Source organism: Streptomyces sp. Alt3 (assembly GCF_030719215.1).
GTDB lineage: Bacteria > Actinomycetota > Actinomycetes > Streptomycetales > Streptomycetaceae > Streptomyces > Streptomyces glycanivorans.
In genome coordinates this window covers 4,139,968-4,156,285 of the sequence record NZ_CP120983.1, presented here as the reverse complement: position 1 = coordinate 4,156,285, position 16,318 = coordinate 4,139,968, and the positions used below count along the sequence as shown (strand labels likewise).

At 68.6% G+C, this 16,318-nt stretch carries 14 protein-coding genes and 1 tRNA gene; 7 read left to right on the top strand and 8 right to left on the bottom strand.

Annotation, left to right across the window (positions count from 1 at the left end; genetic code table 11):
• The first annotated feature begins 9 nt into the window (after positions 1-9).
• From P8A20_RS18280 to pknB, 3 genes are all read left to right on the top strand, one after another.
• On the top strand, positions 10-1,410 hold the full coding sequence (locus P8A20_RS18280) for an FtsW/RodA/SpoVE family cell cycle protein (RefSeq protein ID WP_147958594.1): 1,401 nt from the start codon (positions 10-12) through the stop codon (positions 1,408-1,410).
• The gene (locus P8A20_RS18275; RefSeq protein WP_147958593.1) at positions 1,407-2,861 is read left to right on the top strand and encodes a peptidoglycan D,D-transpeptidase FtsI family protein; all 1,455 of its coding nucleotides are present in this window, start codon (positions 1,407-1,409) and stop codon (positions 2,859-2,861) included. The genes P8A20_RS18280 and P8A20_RS18275 overlap by 4 nt, the downstream gene beginning before the upstream one ends.
• Before the next feature lie 172 nt (positions 2,862-3,033).
• Positions 3,034-5,016, top strand: coding sequence for a Stk1 family PASTA domain-containing Ser/Thr kinase (gene pknB, locus P8A20_RS18270; RefSeq protein WP_147958592.1), 1,983 nt, complete (start codon positions 3,034-3,036; stop codon positions 5,014-5,016).
• Between the two features lie 83 nt (positions 5,017-5,099).
• Here pknB and P8A20_RS18265 read toward each other — a convergent pair whose 3' ends face one another.
• The 4 genes from P8A20_RS18265 to P8A20_RS18250 all read right to left on the bottom strand — a co-directional run bounded on the left by P8A20_RS18265 (position 5,100) and on the right by P8A20_RS18250 (position 8,953).
• Positions 5,100-5,828, bottom strand: a complete 729-nt coding sequence (locus P8A20_RS18265; protein ID WP_147958591.1) for a class E sortase — start codon at positions 5,826-5,828, stop codon at positions 5,100-5,102.
• 36 nt (positions 5,829-5,864) lie between these two features.
• Complete coding sequence (locus P8A20_RS18260) at positions 5,865-7,226, bottom strand: class E sortase (protein WP_147958590.1); 1,362 nt, start codon at positions 7,224-7,226, stop codon at positions 5,865-5,867.
• Positions 7,223-7,861: an aminodeoxychorismate/anthranilate synthase component II gene (locus P8A20_RS18255; protein ID WP_147958589.1), complete on the bottom strand. Its 639-nt coding sequence runs from the start codon at positions 7,859-7,861 to the stop codon at positions 7,223-7,225. Before P8A20_RS18255 ends, P8A20_RS18260 begins: the two co-directional genes overlap by 4 nt.
• Before the next feature lie 324 nt (positions 7,862-8,185).
• Positions 8,186-8,953 carry a DUF881 domain-containing protein gene (locus P8A20_RS18250; protein ID WP_261988589.1) on the bottom strand — a complete coding sequence of 256 codons (768 nt, stop codon included), beginning with the start codon at positions 8,951-8,953 and terminating at the stop codon, positions 8,186-8,188.
• Positions 8,954-9,089: 136 nt separating this feature from the next.
• Here P8A20_RS18250 and crgA point away from each other — a divergent pair, with 136 nt between their 5' ends.
• A complete protein-coding gene (gene crgA / locus P8A20_RS18245; RefSeq protein WP_147958587.1) occupies positions 9,090-9,344 on the top strand; it encodes a cell division protein CrgA in 255 nt (84 codons plus the stop codon).
• 243 nt (positions 9,345-9,587) lie between these two features.
• Here the strand turns inward: crgA and P8A20_RS18240 are convergent, their stop codons facing one another.
• Both P8A20_RS18240 and P8A20_RS18235 read right to left on the bottom strand, forming a co-directional pair.
• Positions 9,588-10,490 carry a rhomboid family intramembrane serine protease gene (locus P8A20_RS18240; RefSeq protein WP_147958586.1) on the bottom strand — a complete coding sequence of 301 codons (903 nt, stop codon included), beginning with the start codon at positions 10,488-10,490 and terminating at the stop codon, positions 9,588-9,590.
• A 154-nt stretch (positions 10,491-10,644) separates the two neighbouring features.
• Entirely contained in the window at positions 10,645-11,172 is a 528-nt protein-coding gene (locus P8A20_RS18235; protein WP_147958585.1) for a peptidylprolyl isomerase, read from the bottom strand.
• A 347-nt stretch (positions 11,173-11,519) separates the two neighbouring features.
• Here P8A20_RS18235 and P8A20_RS18230 point away from each other — a divergent pair, with 347 nt between their 5' ends.
• Entirely contained in the window at positions 11,520-12,236 is a 717-nt protein-coding gene (locus P8A20_RS18230) for a DUF5324 family protein (RefSeq protein WP_147958584.1), read from the top strand.
• Between the two features lie 191 nt (positions 12,237-12,427).
• On the opposite strand, the gene P8A20_RS18225 is transcribed toward P8A20_RS18230, so the two are convergent.
• Positions 12,428-12,500 (bottom strand) — tRNA-Ala (locus P8A20_RS18225).
• Positions 12,501-12,670: 170 nt separating this feature from the next.
• Here P8A20_RS18225 and P8A20_RS18220 point away from each other — a divergent pair.
• Both P8A20_RS18220 and P8A20_RS18215 read left to right on the top strand, forming a co-directional pair.
• On the top strand, positions 12,671-13,219 hold the full coding sequence (locus tag P8A20_RS18220) for a helix-turn-helix domain-containing protein (RefSeq protein WP_147958583.1): 549 nt from the start codon (positions 12,671-12,673) through the stop codon (positions 13,217-13,219).
• A gap of 103 nt (positions 13,220-13,322) precedes the next feature.
• Positions 13,323-14,705 (top strand): serine/threonine protein kinase, encoded by a 1,383-nt coding sequence (locus P8A20_RS18215; RefSeq protein WP_147958582.1) that lies wholly within the window; start codon positions 13,323-13,325, stop codon positions 14,703-14,705.
• A 6-nt stretch (positions 14,706-14,711) separates the two neighbouring features.
• On the opposite strand, the gene P8A20_RS18210 is transcribed toward P8A20_RS18215, so the two are convergent.
• Entirely contained in the window at positions 14,712-16,049 is a 1,338-nt protein-coding gene (locus P8A20_RS18210; protein ID WP_147958581.1) for a hypothetical protein, read from the bottom strand.
• Positions 16,050-16,318 lie beyond the last annotated feature (269 nt).

Sequence of the window (16,318 nt, the reverse complement as noted above, 5' to 3'; positions counted from 1 at the left end):
CTTCAGCACATGAGCGTTGTCACCAACACCACGACCATCGGCGCGATCGACGCGCCGAGCCGCCGTAACACCGAGCTGGCGCTGGTCGCCTTCGCCGTTCTGATCTCGGTGTTCGCGTACGCCAACGTGGGCCTCGCCCTCAACGGCGAACTGCCCGCGGGCATGCTCGGGTACGGCCTGGGCCTCGCACTGCTCGGCGGTGTGGCACATCTCGCGGTGCGGAGATTCGCTCCGTACGCGGACCCGCTGCTGCTGCCGCTGGCGACCCTGCTGAACGGACTGGGGCTGGCCCTCATCTGGCGGCTGGACCAGTCGGAACGGTTCCAGGCCATCAAGACGTTCGCCCCTGCCGCCTCGAAGCAGCTGATGTTCTCGGCGGTCGGCGTGGCCTTCCTGGTCCTCGTCCTGGTCGTCCTCAAGGACCACCGCATCCTGCAGCGCTACACCTACATCTCGATGCTGGTCGCGCTGGTCCTGCTGATCCTTCCCATGTTCTTCCCCGCCGTGAACGGCGCCAAGATCTGGATCAAGATTCCTGGCGTCGGAACGATCCAGCCGGGAGAGTTCGCGAAGATCATCATCGCGGTGTTCTTCGCCGGGTACCTGATGGTCAAACGCGACGCACTGGCCCTCGCCAGCCGCCGCTTCATGGGCCTCTACCTCCCCCGCGGCCGTGACCTCGGCCCGATCCTGATGGTCTGGGCGTTCTCGATCCTCATCCTGGTCTTCGAGACCGACCTGGGGTCCTCGCTTCTGTTCTTCGGCATGTTCGTCGTCATGCTGTACGTCGCCACCGAACGCACCAGCTGGATCGTCTTCGGTCTGTTGATGTCCGGTGCCGGCGCCGTCGGCGTCGCGACGTTCGAGCCGCACGTGCAGGACCGTGTCACCGCCTGGCTCGACCCCTTCGCGGGCTGGGGCAAGGAGGCGGCCAGCGAGCAGATGGCCAAGTCGCTCATGGCCTTCGGCTCCGGAGGAACCCTCGGCACCGGGCTCGGGCAGGGCAACTCCGACCTGATCGGCTTCGCCGCCAACTCCGACTTCATCCTCGCCACCGTCGGCGAGGAACTCGGGCTGGCCGGCATGATGGCCGTCCTGCTCGTCTACGGCCTGATCGTCGAGCGCGGCGTCCGTACGGCGCTCGCCGCCCGGGATCCCTTCGGCAAGCTCCTCGCGATCGGCCTCTCCGGCTCCTTCGCCATCCAGGTCTTCGTGGTGGCCGGCGGTGTCATGGGGCTCATCCCGCTGACGGGTATGACCATGCCGTTCATGGCGGCCGGTGGTTCGTCCGTCATCGCCAACTGGGCACTGATCGGCATCCTGATCAGAATCAGTGACACGGCCCGACGTCCCGCCCCGGCCCCCGCACCGTCCCCGGACGCCGAGATGACCCAGGTGGTCCGACCGTGAACAAGCCGCTGCGCAGGATCGCGCTCTTCTGCGGGATCCTCGTCCTGGCCCTGCTCGTCCGCACCAACTACATCCAGTACGTGCGCGCCGACGAGCTCAACGCGAACGAGCACAACCGCCGCGTCCAGATCGAGCGCTACGCCCACGAACGCGGAAACATCATCGTCGACGGCGAGCCCGTGACGGGCTCCGTCGAGACGACGGACAGTGACTTCCAGTACAAGCGCGTCTGGAAGAACGGCCCCATGTGGGCGCCCGTCACCGGCTACTCCTCGCAGGCCTTCGACTCCTCGCAGCTGGAGAGCATCGAGGACGGCATCCTCACCGGCAACAGCGACCAGCTGTTCTTCGACCGCACCCTGTCGATGTTCACCGGCGAGAAGAAGACCGGCGGGAACATCGTCACCACCCTCAACGGTGCCGCCCAGAAGGCGGCCTTCAAGGGGCTGGGAGCCAAGAAGGGCGCCGTCGCCGCGCTCGACCCGCAGACCGGCGCCGTCCTCGCGCTGGCCAGCACCCCCTCGTACGACCCCTCGGTCTTCGCGGGCAACTCCATGGAGGACTCCGACGCCCGGCAGAAGCTCCTGCAGGACAAGGACAAGCCGATGCTGAACCGGGCCCTGCGGGAGACCTACCCGCCCGGCTCGACGTTCAAGGTCGTCACGGCCGCGGCGGCGCTGGAGAACGGCCTCTACACCGACATCGACGAGGAGACGGACTCCCCGCTCCCCTGGCGACTGCCCCTGTCGACCAACCTGCTGCAGAACGAGGGGGACATCCCCTGCGAGAACGCCTCGCTCCGTGAGGCCCTGCGCTGGTCCTGCAACACCGTCTTCGGCAAGATGAGCAACGACCTCGGCAACGCGAAGATGATCGAGCAGGCCGACAAGTTCGGCTTCAACAAAGAGGTCTTCACTCCGGTCCGCGCCGACGCGAGCGTCTATCCGAAGGACAACCAGCCGCAGAACGCCATGGCGGGCATCGGCCAGGCGTCCAACCGCGCCACGCCCCTGCAGATGGCCATGGTCGCGTCCGCGATCGCCAACGACGGCAAGCTCATGCAGCCGTACATGGTCGCCCAGCGCCAGGCGCCCAACCTCGACGTCATCTACACGCACGAGAAGGAGCAGCTCAGCCGGCCGCTCTCGGCGGAGAACGCCCAGAAGGTGCAGCAGATGATGGAGACCGTGGTCGCGGACGGCACGGGAACCAACGCGCAGATCGACGGCGTCACTGTCGGTGGCAAGACCGGTACCGCCCAGCACGGCCTCAACAACAGCGAGAAGCCGTACGCCTGGTTCATCTCGTACGCCAAGACCGACAGCGGCTCCCCGGTCGCCGTCGCCGTGGTGGTCGAGGACGGCAACGCCAACCGGGACGACATCTCCGGTGGCGGCCTGGCCGCACCGATCGCCAAGAGCGTGATGAAGGCGGTACTCGACGGAAAGTAGTGACACCCGTCACAACTTCTGTCCACACCAGCACATTGGGATACCGGTCGGATATCAGCTGACGGGTGCGGGCCGATCAAGCAGTGCGTGCCCGGTAGCGTATGCCGCGAACAGCGCACCGCCGGACCACACACGGGTGCGGTCGGGACTGACGGAGAGGGCTGGATCAGTTATGGAAGAGCCGCGTCGCCTCGGCGGCCGGTACGAGCTGGGCTCGGTGCTCGGCCGTGGTGGCATGGCCGAGGTCTACCTCGCGCACGACACCCGGCTCGGTCGCACCGTCGCTGTGAAGACGCTGCGGGCCGATCTCGCCCGCGACCCGTCCTTCCAGGCACGGTTCCGCCGTGAGGCCCAGTCGGCCGCCTCGCTCAACCACCCCGCGATCGTCGCCGTGTACGACACCGGCGAGGACTACGTCGACGGCGTGTCCATCCCGTACATCGTGATGGAGTACGTCGACGGGTCGACCCTCAGAGAGCTTCTCCACTCCGGCCGCAAGCTGCTGCCGGAGCGGACCCTCGAGATGACGGTCGGGATCCTCCAGGCACTGGAGTACTCGCACCGCGCCCAGATCGTGCACCGGGACATCAAGCCGGCGAACGTCATGCTGACGCGCACCGGCCAGGTGAAGGTCATGGACTTCGGCATCGCCCGCGCCATGGGCGACTCCGGGATGACCATGACCCAGACCGCCGCGGTGATCGGGACGGCCCAGTACCTCTCCCCGGAGCAGGCCAAGGGCGAGCAGGTCGACGCACGCTCCGACCTGTACTCCACCGGCTGCCTGCTCTACGAACTGCTGGCGGTCCGGCCCCCGTTCGTGGGTGACTCGCCGGTCGCCGTCGCGTACCAGCACGTGCGTGAGGAACCGCAGCCCCCGAGCAACTTCGACTCCGAGATCACGCCTGAGATGGACGCCATCGTCCTGAAGGCCCTGACCAAGGACCCCGACTACCGCTACCAGTCGGCGGACGAGATGCGCGCCGACATCGAGGCCTGCCTCGACGGCCAGCCGGTCGCCGCGACCGCGGCCATGGGAGCGGCGGGCTACGGCGGGTACGACGGCTACGGCAACGACCAGCCCACCCAGGCGCTGCGGGCGACGGACCAGGGCGGCGCGCAGACGTCCATGCTGCCCCCGGTCAATCCGGACGACGGCGGCTACGGCTACGACGACCGACCGGGCCGGCGGCGCCAGAAGAAGAGCAACACCTCGACGATCCTGCTGGTCGTCGCCGGCGTCCTGGTGCTCATCGGCGCGATCCTCATCGGCATGACGGTCTTCAGCGACAACGGCAACAGCGGTGACGAGAAGATCGACGTGCCGAACATGGTCGGCTCCACGGTCGACCAGGCGCAGAAACTCGCGGACAACTCCGAGATCGTCCTGAAGGTCGGTTCCAAGGAGCCGTGCGAGGCCCAGGAGAAGGGCAAGATCTGCAGCCAGTCCCCGGGATCGCACGAGCAGATCGCGACCGGCGAGACGGTCACGGTCGTCGTCTCCACCGGCGCCCCCAAGGTCGAGGTCCCGGACGTCCTGGAGAAGTCCGAGGACAACGCCCGCAAGGCCCTGGAGGACAAGGGCTTCACGGTGAACGTGCAGACGGCGGAGTCCGAGAAGACGACCGACACGGTCATCTCGCAGAAGCCTGAGGGCGGTTCGAAGGTCGAGAAGGACTCCGAGGTCACGATCACGGTGGCCAAGGAGGCGACCGAGCCGATGCCCGACGTGCGTACCCGCCCCTACGACGCGGCCGTGCAACAGCTGAACGGCCTCGGGTTCACGAACGTGTCGAGGCAGGACGTCGACTCGGAGGAAGCAGCGGGGACGGTCATCGACCAGAGCCCGGCAGGCCCGAGCAAGCAGTCCAAGGACGTCCAGATCGTCCTCAAGGTGTCCAAGGGCCCGGCCGAACCCGAGCAGGTCACCGTCCCGGGCGACATCGTCGGAAAGCGGTTCCAGGACGCGAAGTCCGCGCTCGAAGGCCTCGGTCTGGTGGTCGCGCTCGCGCCCAACTCGTCCGACAAGCCCAACGCGCTGGTGATGCAGGCCGACCCGGGGGCCAACTCCCAGGTCGCCAAGGGTTCCACGGTCACCCTCACCACCATCGGTGGCGACGGGGGCGGCAACCTCTTCGGCGGCCGGGACGGCTAGTCGGGCCGACCCGCACAGCACGCGGGAACGACAGGGCCCCGGTCACCTCACGGTGACCGGGGCCCTTCCGCTCCGCACCGGTGCTAGCGCAGCTCCGCCGGCTTCGTGCGGTCCCTGTCCACCTTCTCGGTCCGCACCAGCTCACCCCACACGATGTAGCGGTACTTCGACGTGTAGACGGGAGTGCAGGTGGTCAGCGTGATGTAGCGGCCGGCCTTCGTCGCGCCGGACTCCTTGGGCACCGGGGCGATCGTGTCGACGTTGAACTTCGACGTCTCCGGAAGCTCCGCGAAGACCTTGTAGACGTACCAGGTGTCCTTGGTCTCGAAGACGACCGCGTCGCCCTTCTTCACCTTGTCGATGTTGTGGAACTTGGCGCCGTGCCCGTCACGGTGCGCGGCGAGCGAGAAGTTGCCCTGCGCGTCCTCCGGGAGGGCCGACTTCACGGGCTCCGTGTAGTACCCGGCGATGCCGTTGTTGAGCGTCTCGGTGTCGGTCCCCTTCTTGACCAGCACCTCGCCGTTCTTCATGGCGGGGACGTGGAGGAAGCCGATGCCGTCCCTGGTGTCCAGGGCTCCGGGGCCGCCCGCCCAGCGATCTCGGACGGTGTCGCCCTGCTTGTGCGCCTCACGGTCGGCCAGCACGTTGGTCCACCACAGCGAGTAGACGACGAACAGGCCCAGCACCAGCCCCGCGGTGATCAGCAGTTCGCCGAAGAGGCTCACAGCCGTGGCTACGGGATGGCGGCTCCTGCGCCGTACCGGGGCCGCCGGCTCGTCGGTGCGCTCTTCGTGCTCGGTCCTCGCTGCCACCGCACCCGTCCCTGTCGTGATGTCGTCCAGCCCGCGTCAGCCGACGAGCGCGTCGGGCTTCCCCTTGCTGCGCGGCCGTTCGTCGACCATTTTGCCCCACACGATCATTCGGTACGTACTCGTGAATTCCGGCGTGCACGTCGTCAGCGTGATGTACCTGCCCGGCTCGGTGAAGCCGGAGCCCGGAGGCACTTCGTCGATCACGGCCACGTTGGACGGCGACGTCTGCGGAAGGATGCTGGTCATCTCGTACGTGTAGTAGGCATCCTGCGTCTCGACCACGATCGGATCGCCCGGCTTCAGCTTGTTGACGTAGCGGAAGGGCTCGCCGTGGGTGTTCCGGTGGCCCGCCACCGCGAAGTTCCCCTGCTCCGCCGAAGGCATGGCGGTCTTCAGCTTGCCCTCGCCGTAGTGACCGATCATGCCGCGGTCGAGGACCTTCTCCTTGTCGATGCCCTCGGCGATGGGTGCCACCACGTCCAGCTTGGGGATGTGCATGATGGCGAATCCCTTGCCGGGCTCGAAGACGCCCGGACTCCGCTCGCCGCTCGCCCAGTCGTCCTGGATCTTGTTCGTCTCGCGGCCGGCGATCTGGTCGGCGCGGACGTTGGTCCACCACAGCTGGTAGGTGACGAACAGGAGCATCAGCACGCCGAAGGTGATGAACACCTCGCCGACGACCCTGCTGGCGACGACGGCGGGGCTGTCCTTTGCGGCACGGGCCGCGCGCCGGGCCTCCAGCCGGGACATCGGGGCCGCGGGCTCCGCCGTCCCTGCCCCCGCCTCAGGAGTAGGCCGGGGCTCGGCACGCCGTCGCCCGCGTCCCTTGGCCGCACGTCTGCGCTCGGCCCGGCCTCCTGTCGGCAGCGGGTCCAGGTCCGGACCGGACCCGCCGGGTCCTGCGGGCTGCGACGCGCGCCGCGTATCGGCGGTCCGCAGCGCGACGGTCTCGTCGTTCCGGACCGGACCGGCCTCGCCGGCGGGCGGCACGGGGTCCGGGCCGGGTGTGGTCGGCACCGGGGCGGGCTCGGGCACCGTCGGCACCGGGGTGTGCGTCCCCGCGAGGGGATCGGATATCACCGCGGTCCCCTGGACGGTGACGGACGCGGGAGCGGCTGCCGGGCCCTGCTGCCCGTACCAGTCCCTCTGGAACCCCTCCGGGTCGTACCACTCACCCGTGGGCTCCGCAGGCTCCTGAGCCGCCTTCTGGGGCATCTGGCGCGCCTCTTCCACGGACGGGGCCGCCTCGGCCCGGCGCCAGGAGGTGTGCTGCCCGGGCAGGGGGTCGTTCAGCGGGTCCGCGAGCTGCTCCACCGCCGCCTCGAACGTGCCGTCGGGCTCGTACGCTCCCTGCGCGTACGGGCCCTCGTGTCCGGGGTCGGGGCGGAGTGAGGTCACGCGGCGGCCTTGCCCACCACCGGGGCGAGCCCCGCCGATCTGGCGACGGCGCCCTTGTCACCACACCGCTCCAGCCAGTTGGCGAGCATGAGGTGGCCGTGCTCCGTGAGCACCGACTCGGGGTGGAACTGCACACCCTCCACCGCGTGTTCCCGGTGGCGCAGCCCCATGATGATGCCGTCGGCGGTGCGCGCGGTGACTTCGAGCACGGGCGGGACCGTCGCAGGCTCCGCGGCGAGCGAGTGGTAGCGCGTCGCCGTGAAGGGGGACGGCAGACCGGCGAACACCCCCTTGCCCTCGTGCAGTACGGGGGAGGTCTTGCCGTGCAGCAGCTCGGGGGCCCTGTCCACCACGCCTCCGTACGCGACGGCCATCGACTGCATGCCCAGGCAGACGCCGAAGACCGGAACCCCGCCGCGCGCGCAGTGGTGCACCATCTCCATGCAGACGCCCGCCTGCTCGGGTGTGCCGGGACCGGGTGACAGAAGGACCCCGTCGAAGCCGTCGTCCGCGTGCGCGGTGGTCACCGCGTCGTTCCGCACCACTTCGCACTCGGCACCGAGTTGGTAGAGGTACTGGACGATGTTGAAGACGAAGCTGTCGTAGTTGTCGACGACGAGAATGCGTGCGCTCATTGGCCGGCCCCGCTCCGCCGGCGCCCTCGCCGTCCACCGTCACGTCACCGAACGGGAGCAGCGGCTCCGCCCAGGGGAAGACGTACTGGAAGAGCGCGTAGACAACGGCCAGGGCCAGCACGAGCGAGATGAAGCCCCGCACCCATACGTTGCCCGGCAGGTGCCGCCAGATCCAGCCGTACATGCTGTCGCCTCCATTCGGTACGGCACCAGACTAAACGGCCGGGGCACGGGCGTGGGTCAGCTGTGGAAAGCCGCCCTCGGGGGAGTCCCCCACAGAGATGCGCGCACCTCGCAGGACCCGGCGGGCCGGGCCCCCTCGGGCTACTGCACAGGCTGTGCGTAATGGAGATCAACGGTGCCCGAATAGCCGGGAAGCGTCAGCTTGTCGTCCTCTTCGACCTTCCATCCCAGTCCGTACGCCTTCACGTAGAGCTGGTAGTTCTGGATCGCCGTGGAGTCGTTGAGCGCCTGCCTGAGCTTCCCCCGGTCACCGACGGCGGTGACCTTGTACGGAGGCGAGTAGACCCGCCCCTGCAGGATCAGCGTGTTCCCGACGCAGCGCACCGCGCTGGTGGAGATCAGCCGCTGGTCCATCACCCGGATCCCGCGGGCGCCGCCTTCCCACAGGGCGTTGACGACGGCCTGCAGGTCCTGCTGGTGGATAACCAGGTCGTTGGGCTGCGGCTCGGGGTACCCGGGATTGGCGGTGGCGTTCGGCGGGGCGTCGTTCAGCGTGACGGAGAGCGCCTCACCGGTGACCTCCGTGGTGCCGGCCGCCTTCTCCAGCGCATCGAGTTTCGCGTCCTCGGCGCGGGTGCTCCCGTCGTCGCGCCGGGCGAGGGTGTCGATGTCCGCGCGCACGGAAGCGGTGGATTCGTCCAGTTCCGCGTTCTTCTCGCTGCGCTGCTGAATGAGGTCGGAGAGCTTCAGCAGGGAGGAGTCCGTACGGATATCGGTCCCCTTGGCCGTATTGGCGCTGGTGACGAAGATCAACCCGGCCAGCGCGAAAACGGCAGCGGTGAGGGCCTGGACCGGCCGACGGGACATGCGCCGGGCCGGGCCTCGAGGGGAGTCGGCAGAATTGCTCAACGTACCCTTATCTCCTTAGGCGCCACGGAAGCACTACGCTAACGGACGCCCCGGGGAGGCAGCATTCCCCCTCGCGCCCCGGCGCCAGCCACAGATCCCTGCGCGGTCACGCAGCGCATCGACAGGAGAGTCCCTCGTGCCGAAGTCACGTATCCGCAAGAAGGCAGACTTCACGGCTCCGCCGACGAAGCAGTCGACGAACATAAAGCTGTCCAACCGCAGTTGGGTGGCGCCGGTGATGCTGGCGCTCTTCCTGATCGGTCTGGCCTGGATCGTGGTCTTCTACGTCACCGAGGGCGACCTGCCGATCGACGCTCTCGGCAACTGGAACATCGTCGTGGGCTTCGGCTTCATCGCAGGCGGCTTCGGCGTCTCCACTCAGTGGAAGTAGCTCTGCCCTGAAGTTACCCACAGAGTTATCCACAGGCGGGGGAAAAGGTCAGACGATCTGTGGATAACTTCCCTCGATGTTGACGCCGGTGTGACTACACACTTACGCATCGCGGGACGGTACGCCCCTTGTCCGGACTGGAAAAACCCAGTTCAGCGACAAGGGGCACACCTGTTCCCCACGTCATGCACAAGATCCGGCACGCTCTGTGGACAACCGCACCCCTGGAGCAACGGATTCCGCTCAGGTGAGCACTGCGGTCCTGACGAGGACGACCGCCACGGCCGCGACGAGAACCAGGGCACAGGCGCCGTACTGCACGAGATTCCGGCGCTCCCGCGGTGCGTGGACCATGGCTACGGCGATCAGCGCTCCGGCGATCAGCCCGCCGACGTGCGCCTGCCAGGCGATACCGCCCCACGGGTTGAAGGTGAAGATCAGATTCACCACGAGCAGCGCGATCACCGGACGCATGTCGTAGTTCATCCGGCGCATCAGTACGGCCGTGGCACCCAGCAGGCCGAAGACGGAGCCCGAAGCTCCGAGCGTGCCCTGCGTGGGGGCGGCGATCAGATAGGTAAGAGCGCTGCCGGCGAGCCCCGAGAGCAGATAGAGCGCGAGGTAGCGCGCGCGGCCGAGAGCGGCCTCCAGAGGCCCTCCGAGCCACCACAGTCCCAGCATGTTGAAGGCGATGTGCCAGATCTCCTGGTGCAGGAACGTCGACGTCAGCAGGCGGTACCACTGCCCCTCCGCGACTCCCTCGTAGCCGGCCGAGCCCTCGTCGACGTAGGCGCGGCCGAACAGCAGAAGATCGTCGCGAAGGGCCGGATGGGCCAGGACGCCCACGAAGACGGCGAGATTGATGCCGATGAGGATCTTGGTGATCAGTCTGGGGTCGGCCGCGACGCTGCCGCCGGCCACAGTCCGCGGCCGGCTCGCCGCCGGGTGATGGCCCGTACCCGTCCCTTCGCGGACACAGTCCGGGCACTGGAACCCCACCGAGGCCGGGATCATGCAGTCCGTGCAGATCGGCCGCTCGCACCGCGTGCAGCGAATTCCCGTCTCCCTGCCCGGGTGCCGATAACACGTCGGCGGACCGTCCGCGGCCGCGGACCCGTCCTGGTCTTCCGGCGGCTGCTGATCCATCGGTCACGGCCCCTTCGGTCCTCGTCCGCGGAGGAGGCACACATGCGATCGCCCCACTCGCCCGTTATGTAGCAGTACGGACAAGCAGGGCGGTTGGTTCCCCACGGGACGGCGGCCGTCAGGCCGATGGCCCGGAGGCCGGCCACTCGTCCGGTCAGCGGGTCTCGATGACGACCGACTCGATCACCACGTCCTGGAGCGGACGATCGGTGCGGGGGTTGGTCGGTGCCGCGGCGATGGCATCCACGACCTTCCTGCCCGCCTCGTCGGCGACCTCGCCGAAGATCGTGTGCTTGCCGGTCAGCCAGGCGGTGGGCGACACGGTCACGAAGAACTGCGAACCGTTGGTTCCCGGACCGGCATTGGCCATGGCCAGGAGATACGGCTTGGTGAACGCCAGGTCGGGGTGGAACTCGTCGCGGAACTCGTACCCGGGACCACCCGTACCGTTGCCCAGCGGGTCACCGCCCTGGATCATGAAACCGCTGATGACGCGGTGGAAGACAGTGCCGTCGTACAACTTGTCGGTGGACTTCCCGCCGGTCTCCGGGTTGGTCCACTCACGCTCGCCCTGGGCGAGCTCGACGAAGTTCTTGACCGTCTTGGGGGCGTGGTTCGGCAGCAGCCGGATCGCGATGTCGCCCTGATTGGTCTTCAAAGTGGCGTAAAGCTGCTCGGCCACGGTCTGCCTTCCCTAAGTCTTCGCTGATGACCACCGATCCTCGCACGGGGCACCCGCTCCGCAGTCCGGCCATGGCCCGGGGCGAGCCGCACTCACCTTGTTGCCCTCTTTCCTGCACCTTTCCCACACTTCCGGCGGGATATATGCGACCAGGCGCCCGATGGCACGGAGCACCCCGACACGAACCGTGGCATCGTCGGCGACACACCCCCCTTGCACTGCTTTGATCGAGAATGTCGCTCGTGACCCGGATGCCCGTCCCGCATGGCGCTCAAGGCACCAGCGGGCATGATTTCGAAATGGGTGGATAGGCGGAGTACCTACCCGCCACCAAGGAGGAGGATCCCGTGACCCGCATCGACAGCGTGCGCGCCGCAACCTACTCGGCGAAGGACAGCGCGCAGCACGCCGCGGAAGTGGTGGCGCCCTACGCCGACACGGCCAAGGAACAGGCCGCGCACTACGCGCAAGAGGCTCGTGCACGGCTCGCGCCCAAGGTGTCGAAGGCAGCCGCGCAGGCCCGCGTCCAGTACGGCGCGCATCTCGCACCACGCATCGAACAGGCACTGACACATGTGCCGCCCAAGGTCGACGAGGCTGCGCACAAGGCCGCCGTACGGACGCGCAGCGCCGCCCGCACCGCCGCGGACTACACCGTGCCGCGCGTGGAGTACGCGGTGGCGGCGAGCCGGCCTGTCGCCGAGGAAGCCACCGCCCGAAGCACGGCCGCGCTGGCCGCCCTCCGCGGCCAGGTGACGGCCAAGGAGATCCAGAAGCTCGTCAGGAAGCACGAACGCCGAGCGAAGGCAGGTCGTGCCGCCAAGGGCGTCCTCGTGCTGGGTGTCCTGGCCGGTGGAGCCTTCGCCGCCTGGAAGTGGTGGGACAAGCAGGCCAACCCGGACTGGCTGGTCGAGCCGCCCGCCCCCACCGAGGTGGACGACGGCCGCGCTCCTCTGACCTCGGTCGACGGCAGTGGCCAGACCGTGCTGGACCCGGAAGTCCGCGCCAAGCAGGACGAGGCCGAGTCCGGATCGGACCCGACGGACGGCACCGACCACCGCTGAACCCGCCCGCCCGGTGACGACACCAGCGAGGGGCGCCGGAGACCATGAGGTCTCCGGCGCCCCTCGCTGTGTTTCACGTGAAACGAAGAACCGCAGGTGCCGAGGGACCACATGCCGAGGGACCGCAGTCCCGTCGTGAACGAAAAATCCCCTCCGACTCTGCGATCCGCAGGTCGGAGGGGATTTGTCTGTGGAGCCTAGGAGATTCGAACTCCTGACATCTGCCTTGCAAAGGCAGCGCTCTACCAACTGAGCTAAGGCCCCGAAAACCAGACATCACTGGACACATCCATGCTGCGACGTCCGACCCAGAACAGAGTACCGGGTGACCCCCCGAATCCTGCAAAAGGATTGGGACTCCCGGCCCGCAACGGCTCTCCGTAAGATGCACGACGAGGTTCGCAGCAGCGAAGCCGCAGCGAAGGGGAGACGCAATGGACGCAGCGCAGCAAGAGGCCACGGCTAGAGCCAGAGAGCTCCAGCGCAGCTGGTACGGAGAGCCACTGGGGGCGCTCTTCCGCAGGCTGATCGACGACCTCGGCCTCAATCAGGCACGCCTCGCGGCTGTTCTCGGGCTGTCCGCACCCATGCTCTCCCAGCTGATGAGCGGGCAGCGGGCCAAGATCGGCAACCCCGCGGTCGTCCAGAGGGTCCAAGCACTTCAGGAGCTCGCCGGCCAGGTGGCGGACGGCAGCGTCAGCGCGGGAGAGGCCACGGACCGGATGGAAGAGATCAAGAAGTCGCAGGGCGGCTCGGTCCTGACCAACACCGGCCAGACCTCCACCACCGGTGGAGCCCCCACCGTGCGGCGTGTGGTCCGTGAGATCCAATCACTGCTGCGCTCGGTCGCGGCGGCCGGCGACATCATCGATGCGGCCAACTCCCTCGCCCCGGAACACCCGGAACTGGCAGAGTTCCTCAGGGTGTACGGAGCGGGGCGCACCGCGGACGCGATCGCGCACTACGAGGGACACCAGAGCTAGGCCGGACCCAGGGCCCGGGGACCGCCCCGGGCCGAAGGATCCGTGGCAGTATCCCGGCAGCCGGGGCACGAACCTCAACGGGAACGGGAGCGGGCGCAGCGCAATGGGTGAGGTCTTCGCTGGTCGGTACGAGCTGGTCGATCCGATCGGACGAGGTGGGGTCGGCGCGGTCTGGCGCGCGTGGGACCACCGACGCCGCCGGTACGTGGCGGCCAAGGTCCTGCAGCAGAGCGATGCGCACACGTTGCTGCGCTTCGTCCGCGAGCAGGCACTGCGCATCGAGCACCCGCATGTTCTCGCGCCGGCCAGCTGGGCCGCGGACGACGACAAGGTCCTGTTCACCATGGACCTGGTCAGCGGCGGTTCGCTGGCCCATGTCATCGGGGACTACGGCCCGCTGCCCCCTCGCTTCGTCTGTCTTCTGCTCGACCAACTGCTGTCCGGACTGTCCACGGTGCACGCCGAGGGGGTCGTGCACCGCGACATCAAACCGGCCAACATCCTGATGGAGGCCACCGGTACGGGACGTCCGCATCTGCGGCTCTCGGACTTCGGCATCTCGATGCGCAAGGGTGAGCCGCGGCTGACAGAGACCAACTACGTGGTGGGAACTCCTGGTTACTTCGCACCCGAGCAGATGATGGGCGCGGAGCCCGACTTCCCGGCGGACCTGTTCGCCGTGGGTCTCGTCGCGCTCTACCTTCTCCAGGGCCAGAAGCCGGACGCCAAGGCGCTGATCGAGTACTTCGCCGCGCACGGGACCCCTGGAGCACCCCAGGGTGTACCGGAGCCCTTGTGGCAGGTCCTCGCCGGTCTGCTGCAGCCGGACCCGCACGCCCGTTTCCGTACCGCCACGGGCGCGCGCAAGGCGCTGACCGCGGCAGTCGAGATGCTGCCGGATGCCGGCCCGGACGACGAGCAGGTGGAGGTGTTCGACCAGATCGGCCCCCTGCCCGCCGGGTTCGGCCCCGACGGCCCCGAAACGCCCGCCGACGGGCCGCAGACGTCCGCACAGGACGTCGGTGGCACGCCACCCTCGCCACAGCCGTCACAGACGCCGTACGCGCCACAGGGACCCGGACAGCAGCCGTACGCGCCACAGGGAGCGCGGGGTCAACAGCCTTACGGACCAACCCCGTCGATGTCGGAGACGGGCAGCTTCCACCTCGCACCGCCCCCGTCGCACCCCGCTCAGCTTCCGCACCCGGCAGAGACGCAGGTGCCCGGCCCCATTCCGGCTCACGCGGCACCCACCTACACTGCCGACACCTCCCAGGATCTCGCCCATGCCTCCACGGCCGCCGTGCCGTACGGAGCACCGTCCACCCGCGCCTACACCGCCGCGCACCTGCAGGATCCCCGGAACGCGGTGCCTCAGCCGTCACCCGCGAAGCGGCCGGGACCGTCCCCGAAGGTGGCGGTCCCGGTGCTCGTGGTGGCGCTGATCTGCTTCGCGGTGGGCATCTGGGCGCTCACCCAGGCCTGAGCCGCCCTACCGGGCCTGCGGGGGGCCACCGAGAGGCGGCCGGTCGCCGGCACCGGGTGGAGCCAGGACAGGCGCGGCCCGGCGCCTGGCCAGCAGCGTCCACGCCCCCAGCCCGAGCACCAGGACGGAGCCCGCACCGATGCCCGCGGCTGCCACCAGCTTCATCGTGCCGCTCTCGCCTGCCTCGGGCGCGCTCAGACCGCTCTTGGCCATGTCCCTGTCGTCTTCCGAGACACCGAAGATTCCAGCGCCCCCCCGGTAGGGCGACGGCTTACGGTCGTTGACGACCTTGACCCTGAGCGTCAGCCCGATGGGGTCGTTCCCGTAGTGCTCTGCGACCTTCGGCGAGAGCGTCACCGAGAGGTAGTACCAGCCGGCGAACCTCATGGCGCTGACGTCCGCTCCCGCGTCGTAACGGTTCTCGTACGCCACCGGGGGCAGCGGGTCCAGAGCCACGGAGTTGGGCGCGCCGGAGTACGAGAGCGTCGCGTCGTCCACATGTCCGTGTGCCGGGTTGTCCAGTGCCAGGGCCAGCGCGTTGCCCAGATACTCGGTCGACTTGCCGCTGTTGCTCAGCGCGGCCGTGGCGAAGATCTGCTGACCCCAGTCCACAGGCACCCGGTAGAAGCGGGTCTGCCCGGGCGCGACGGAGTCCGCCCATTCACCGGACTCCAGGCTGGTTGCGTCGTAGTAGCCGCTGCCACCGGTCCGCTCCTGCCTGCCGACGGGCGGAACGGGAGAGGCGGAGGGCCAGCCCTCCGGAGCCTCGGTCGGCAGCGACCCGCCGTCCTCCAGCCCCGGCTCCCTCTCGTGGCGCAGCTCCAGTTCCCATGGCTCGGGGGACGAAGTCGCCTTGCTCTGCCGCTCGATCAGGACGTTGTAGGTGCCGCTCGCCGCACACGTGGTGCTGTCCTTCTCCACGGTCCGGTGCGCGTATGCGGCGATCGGGCGCGGGAACTCCGCCGACTCGAAGGCCGCGTCCTCGGAGCTGCACCGGGTGTCGTCGAGGTCTCTGACGCTGATCGTGATGCCGTCTCCGTACGCGACCTTCCCGCCCGCCTTCGGCACGGCCACGGCGGAGACGTACGCATCGGTCGTGTCGTCGAGTTCCAGGCGGTAGTAGAGCTTCTGCCCTTGCCCGATCGAACTCCTGTAGACCGAACCGGCCTCCAGCTCCACCGCGTCGGCGTTCGTCTCCGCACCCTGGACCGCTACCGCCGCGGGGTCGAAGGTGTACGCCGTGGGGCCGTCGGCCGCGTGTCCCTGACCCGGCATCGCCGCCACCGCGCACACCGCGGCGATCATCGCGAGCGTTACCCGGCCCCTGTTGCGCTGCCTGTTCACGCGCTCCCCCTCGTCGTATGCGTGCTGCCCCGCGCCACCGGCGTATCAGCGGGAACCCGGCGATCAGGACGATCACGGCGCCCGCTCCGGCAGCGGCCGCGATGCCCGTCCATCCTGCCCCGCCCGCACCACCGCTGTCTGTGGCCCCCGCCCTGCCGCCGTCGCCCCGCCCCCGTGCGGCCCGGCTCGTCCACCGGTTGCGGAGTCCAGGACATGGGCCGTCGGCCCGCCATCGATTCACTTACGCAACCAAACGATTCGCGTTAGTG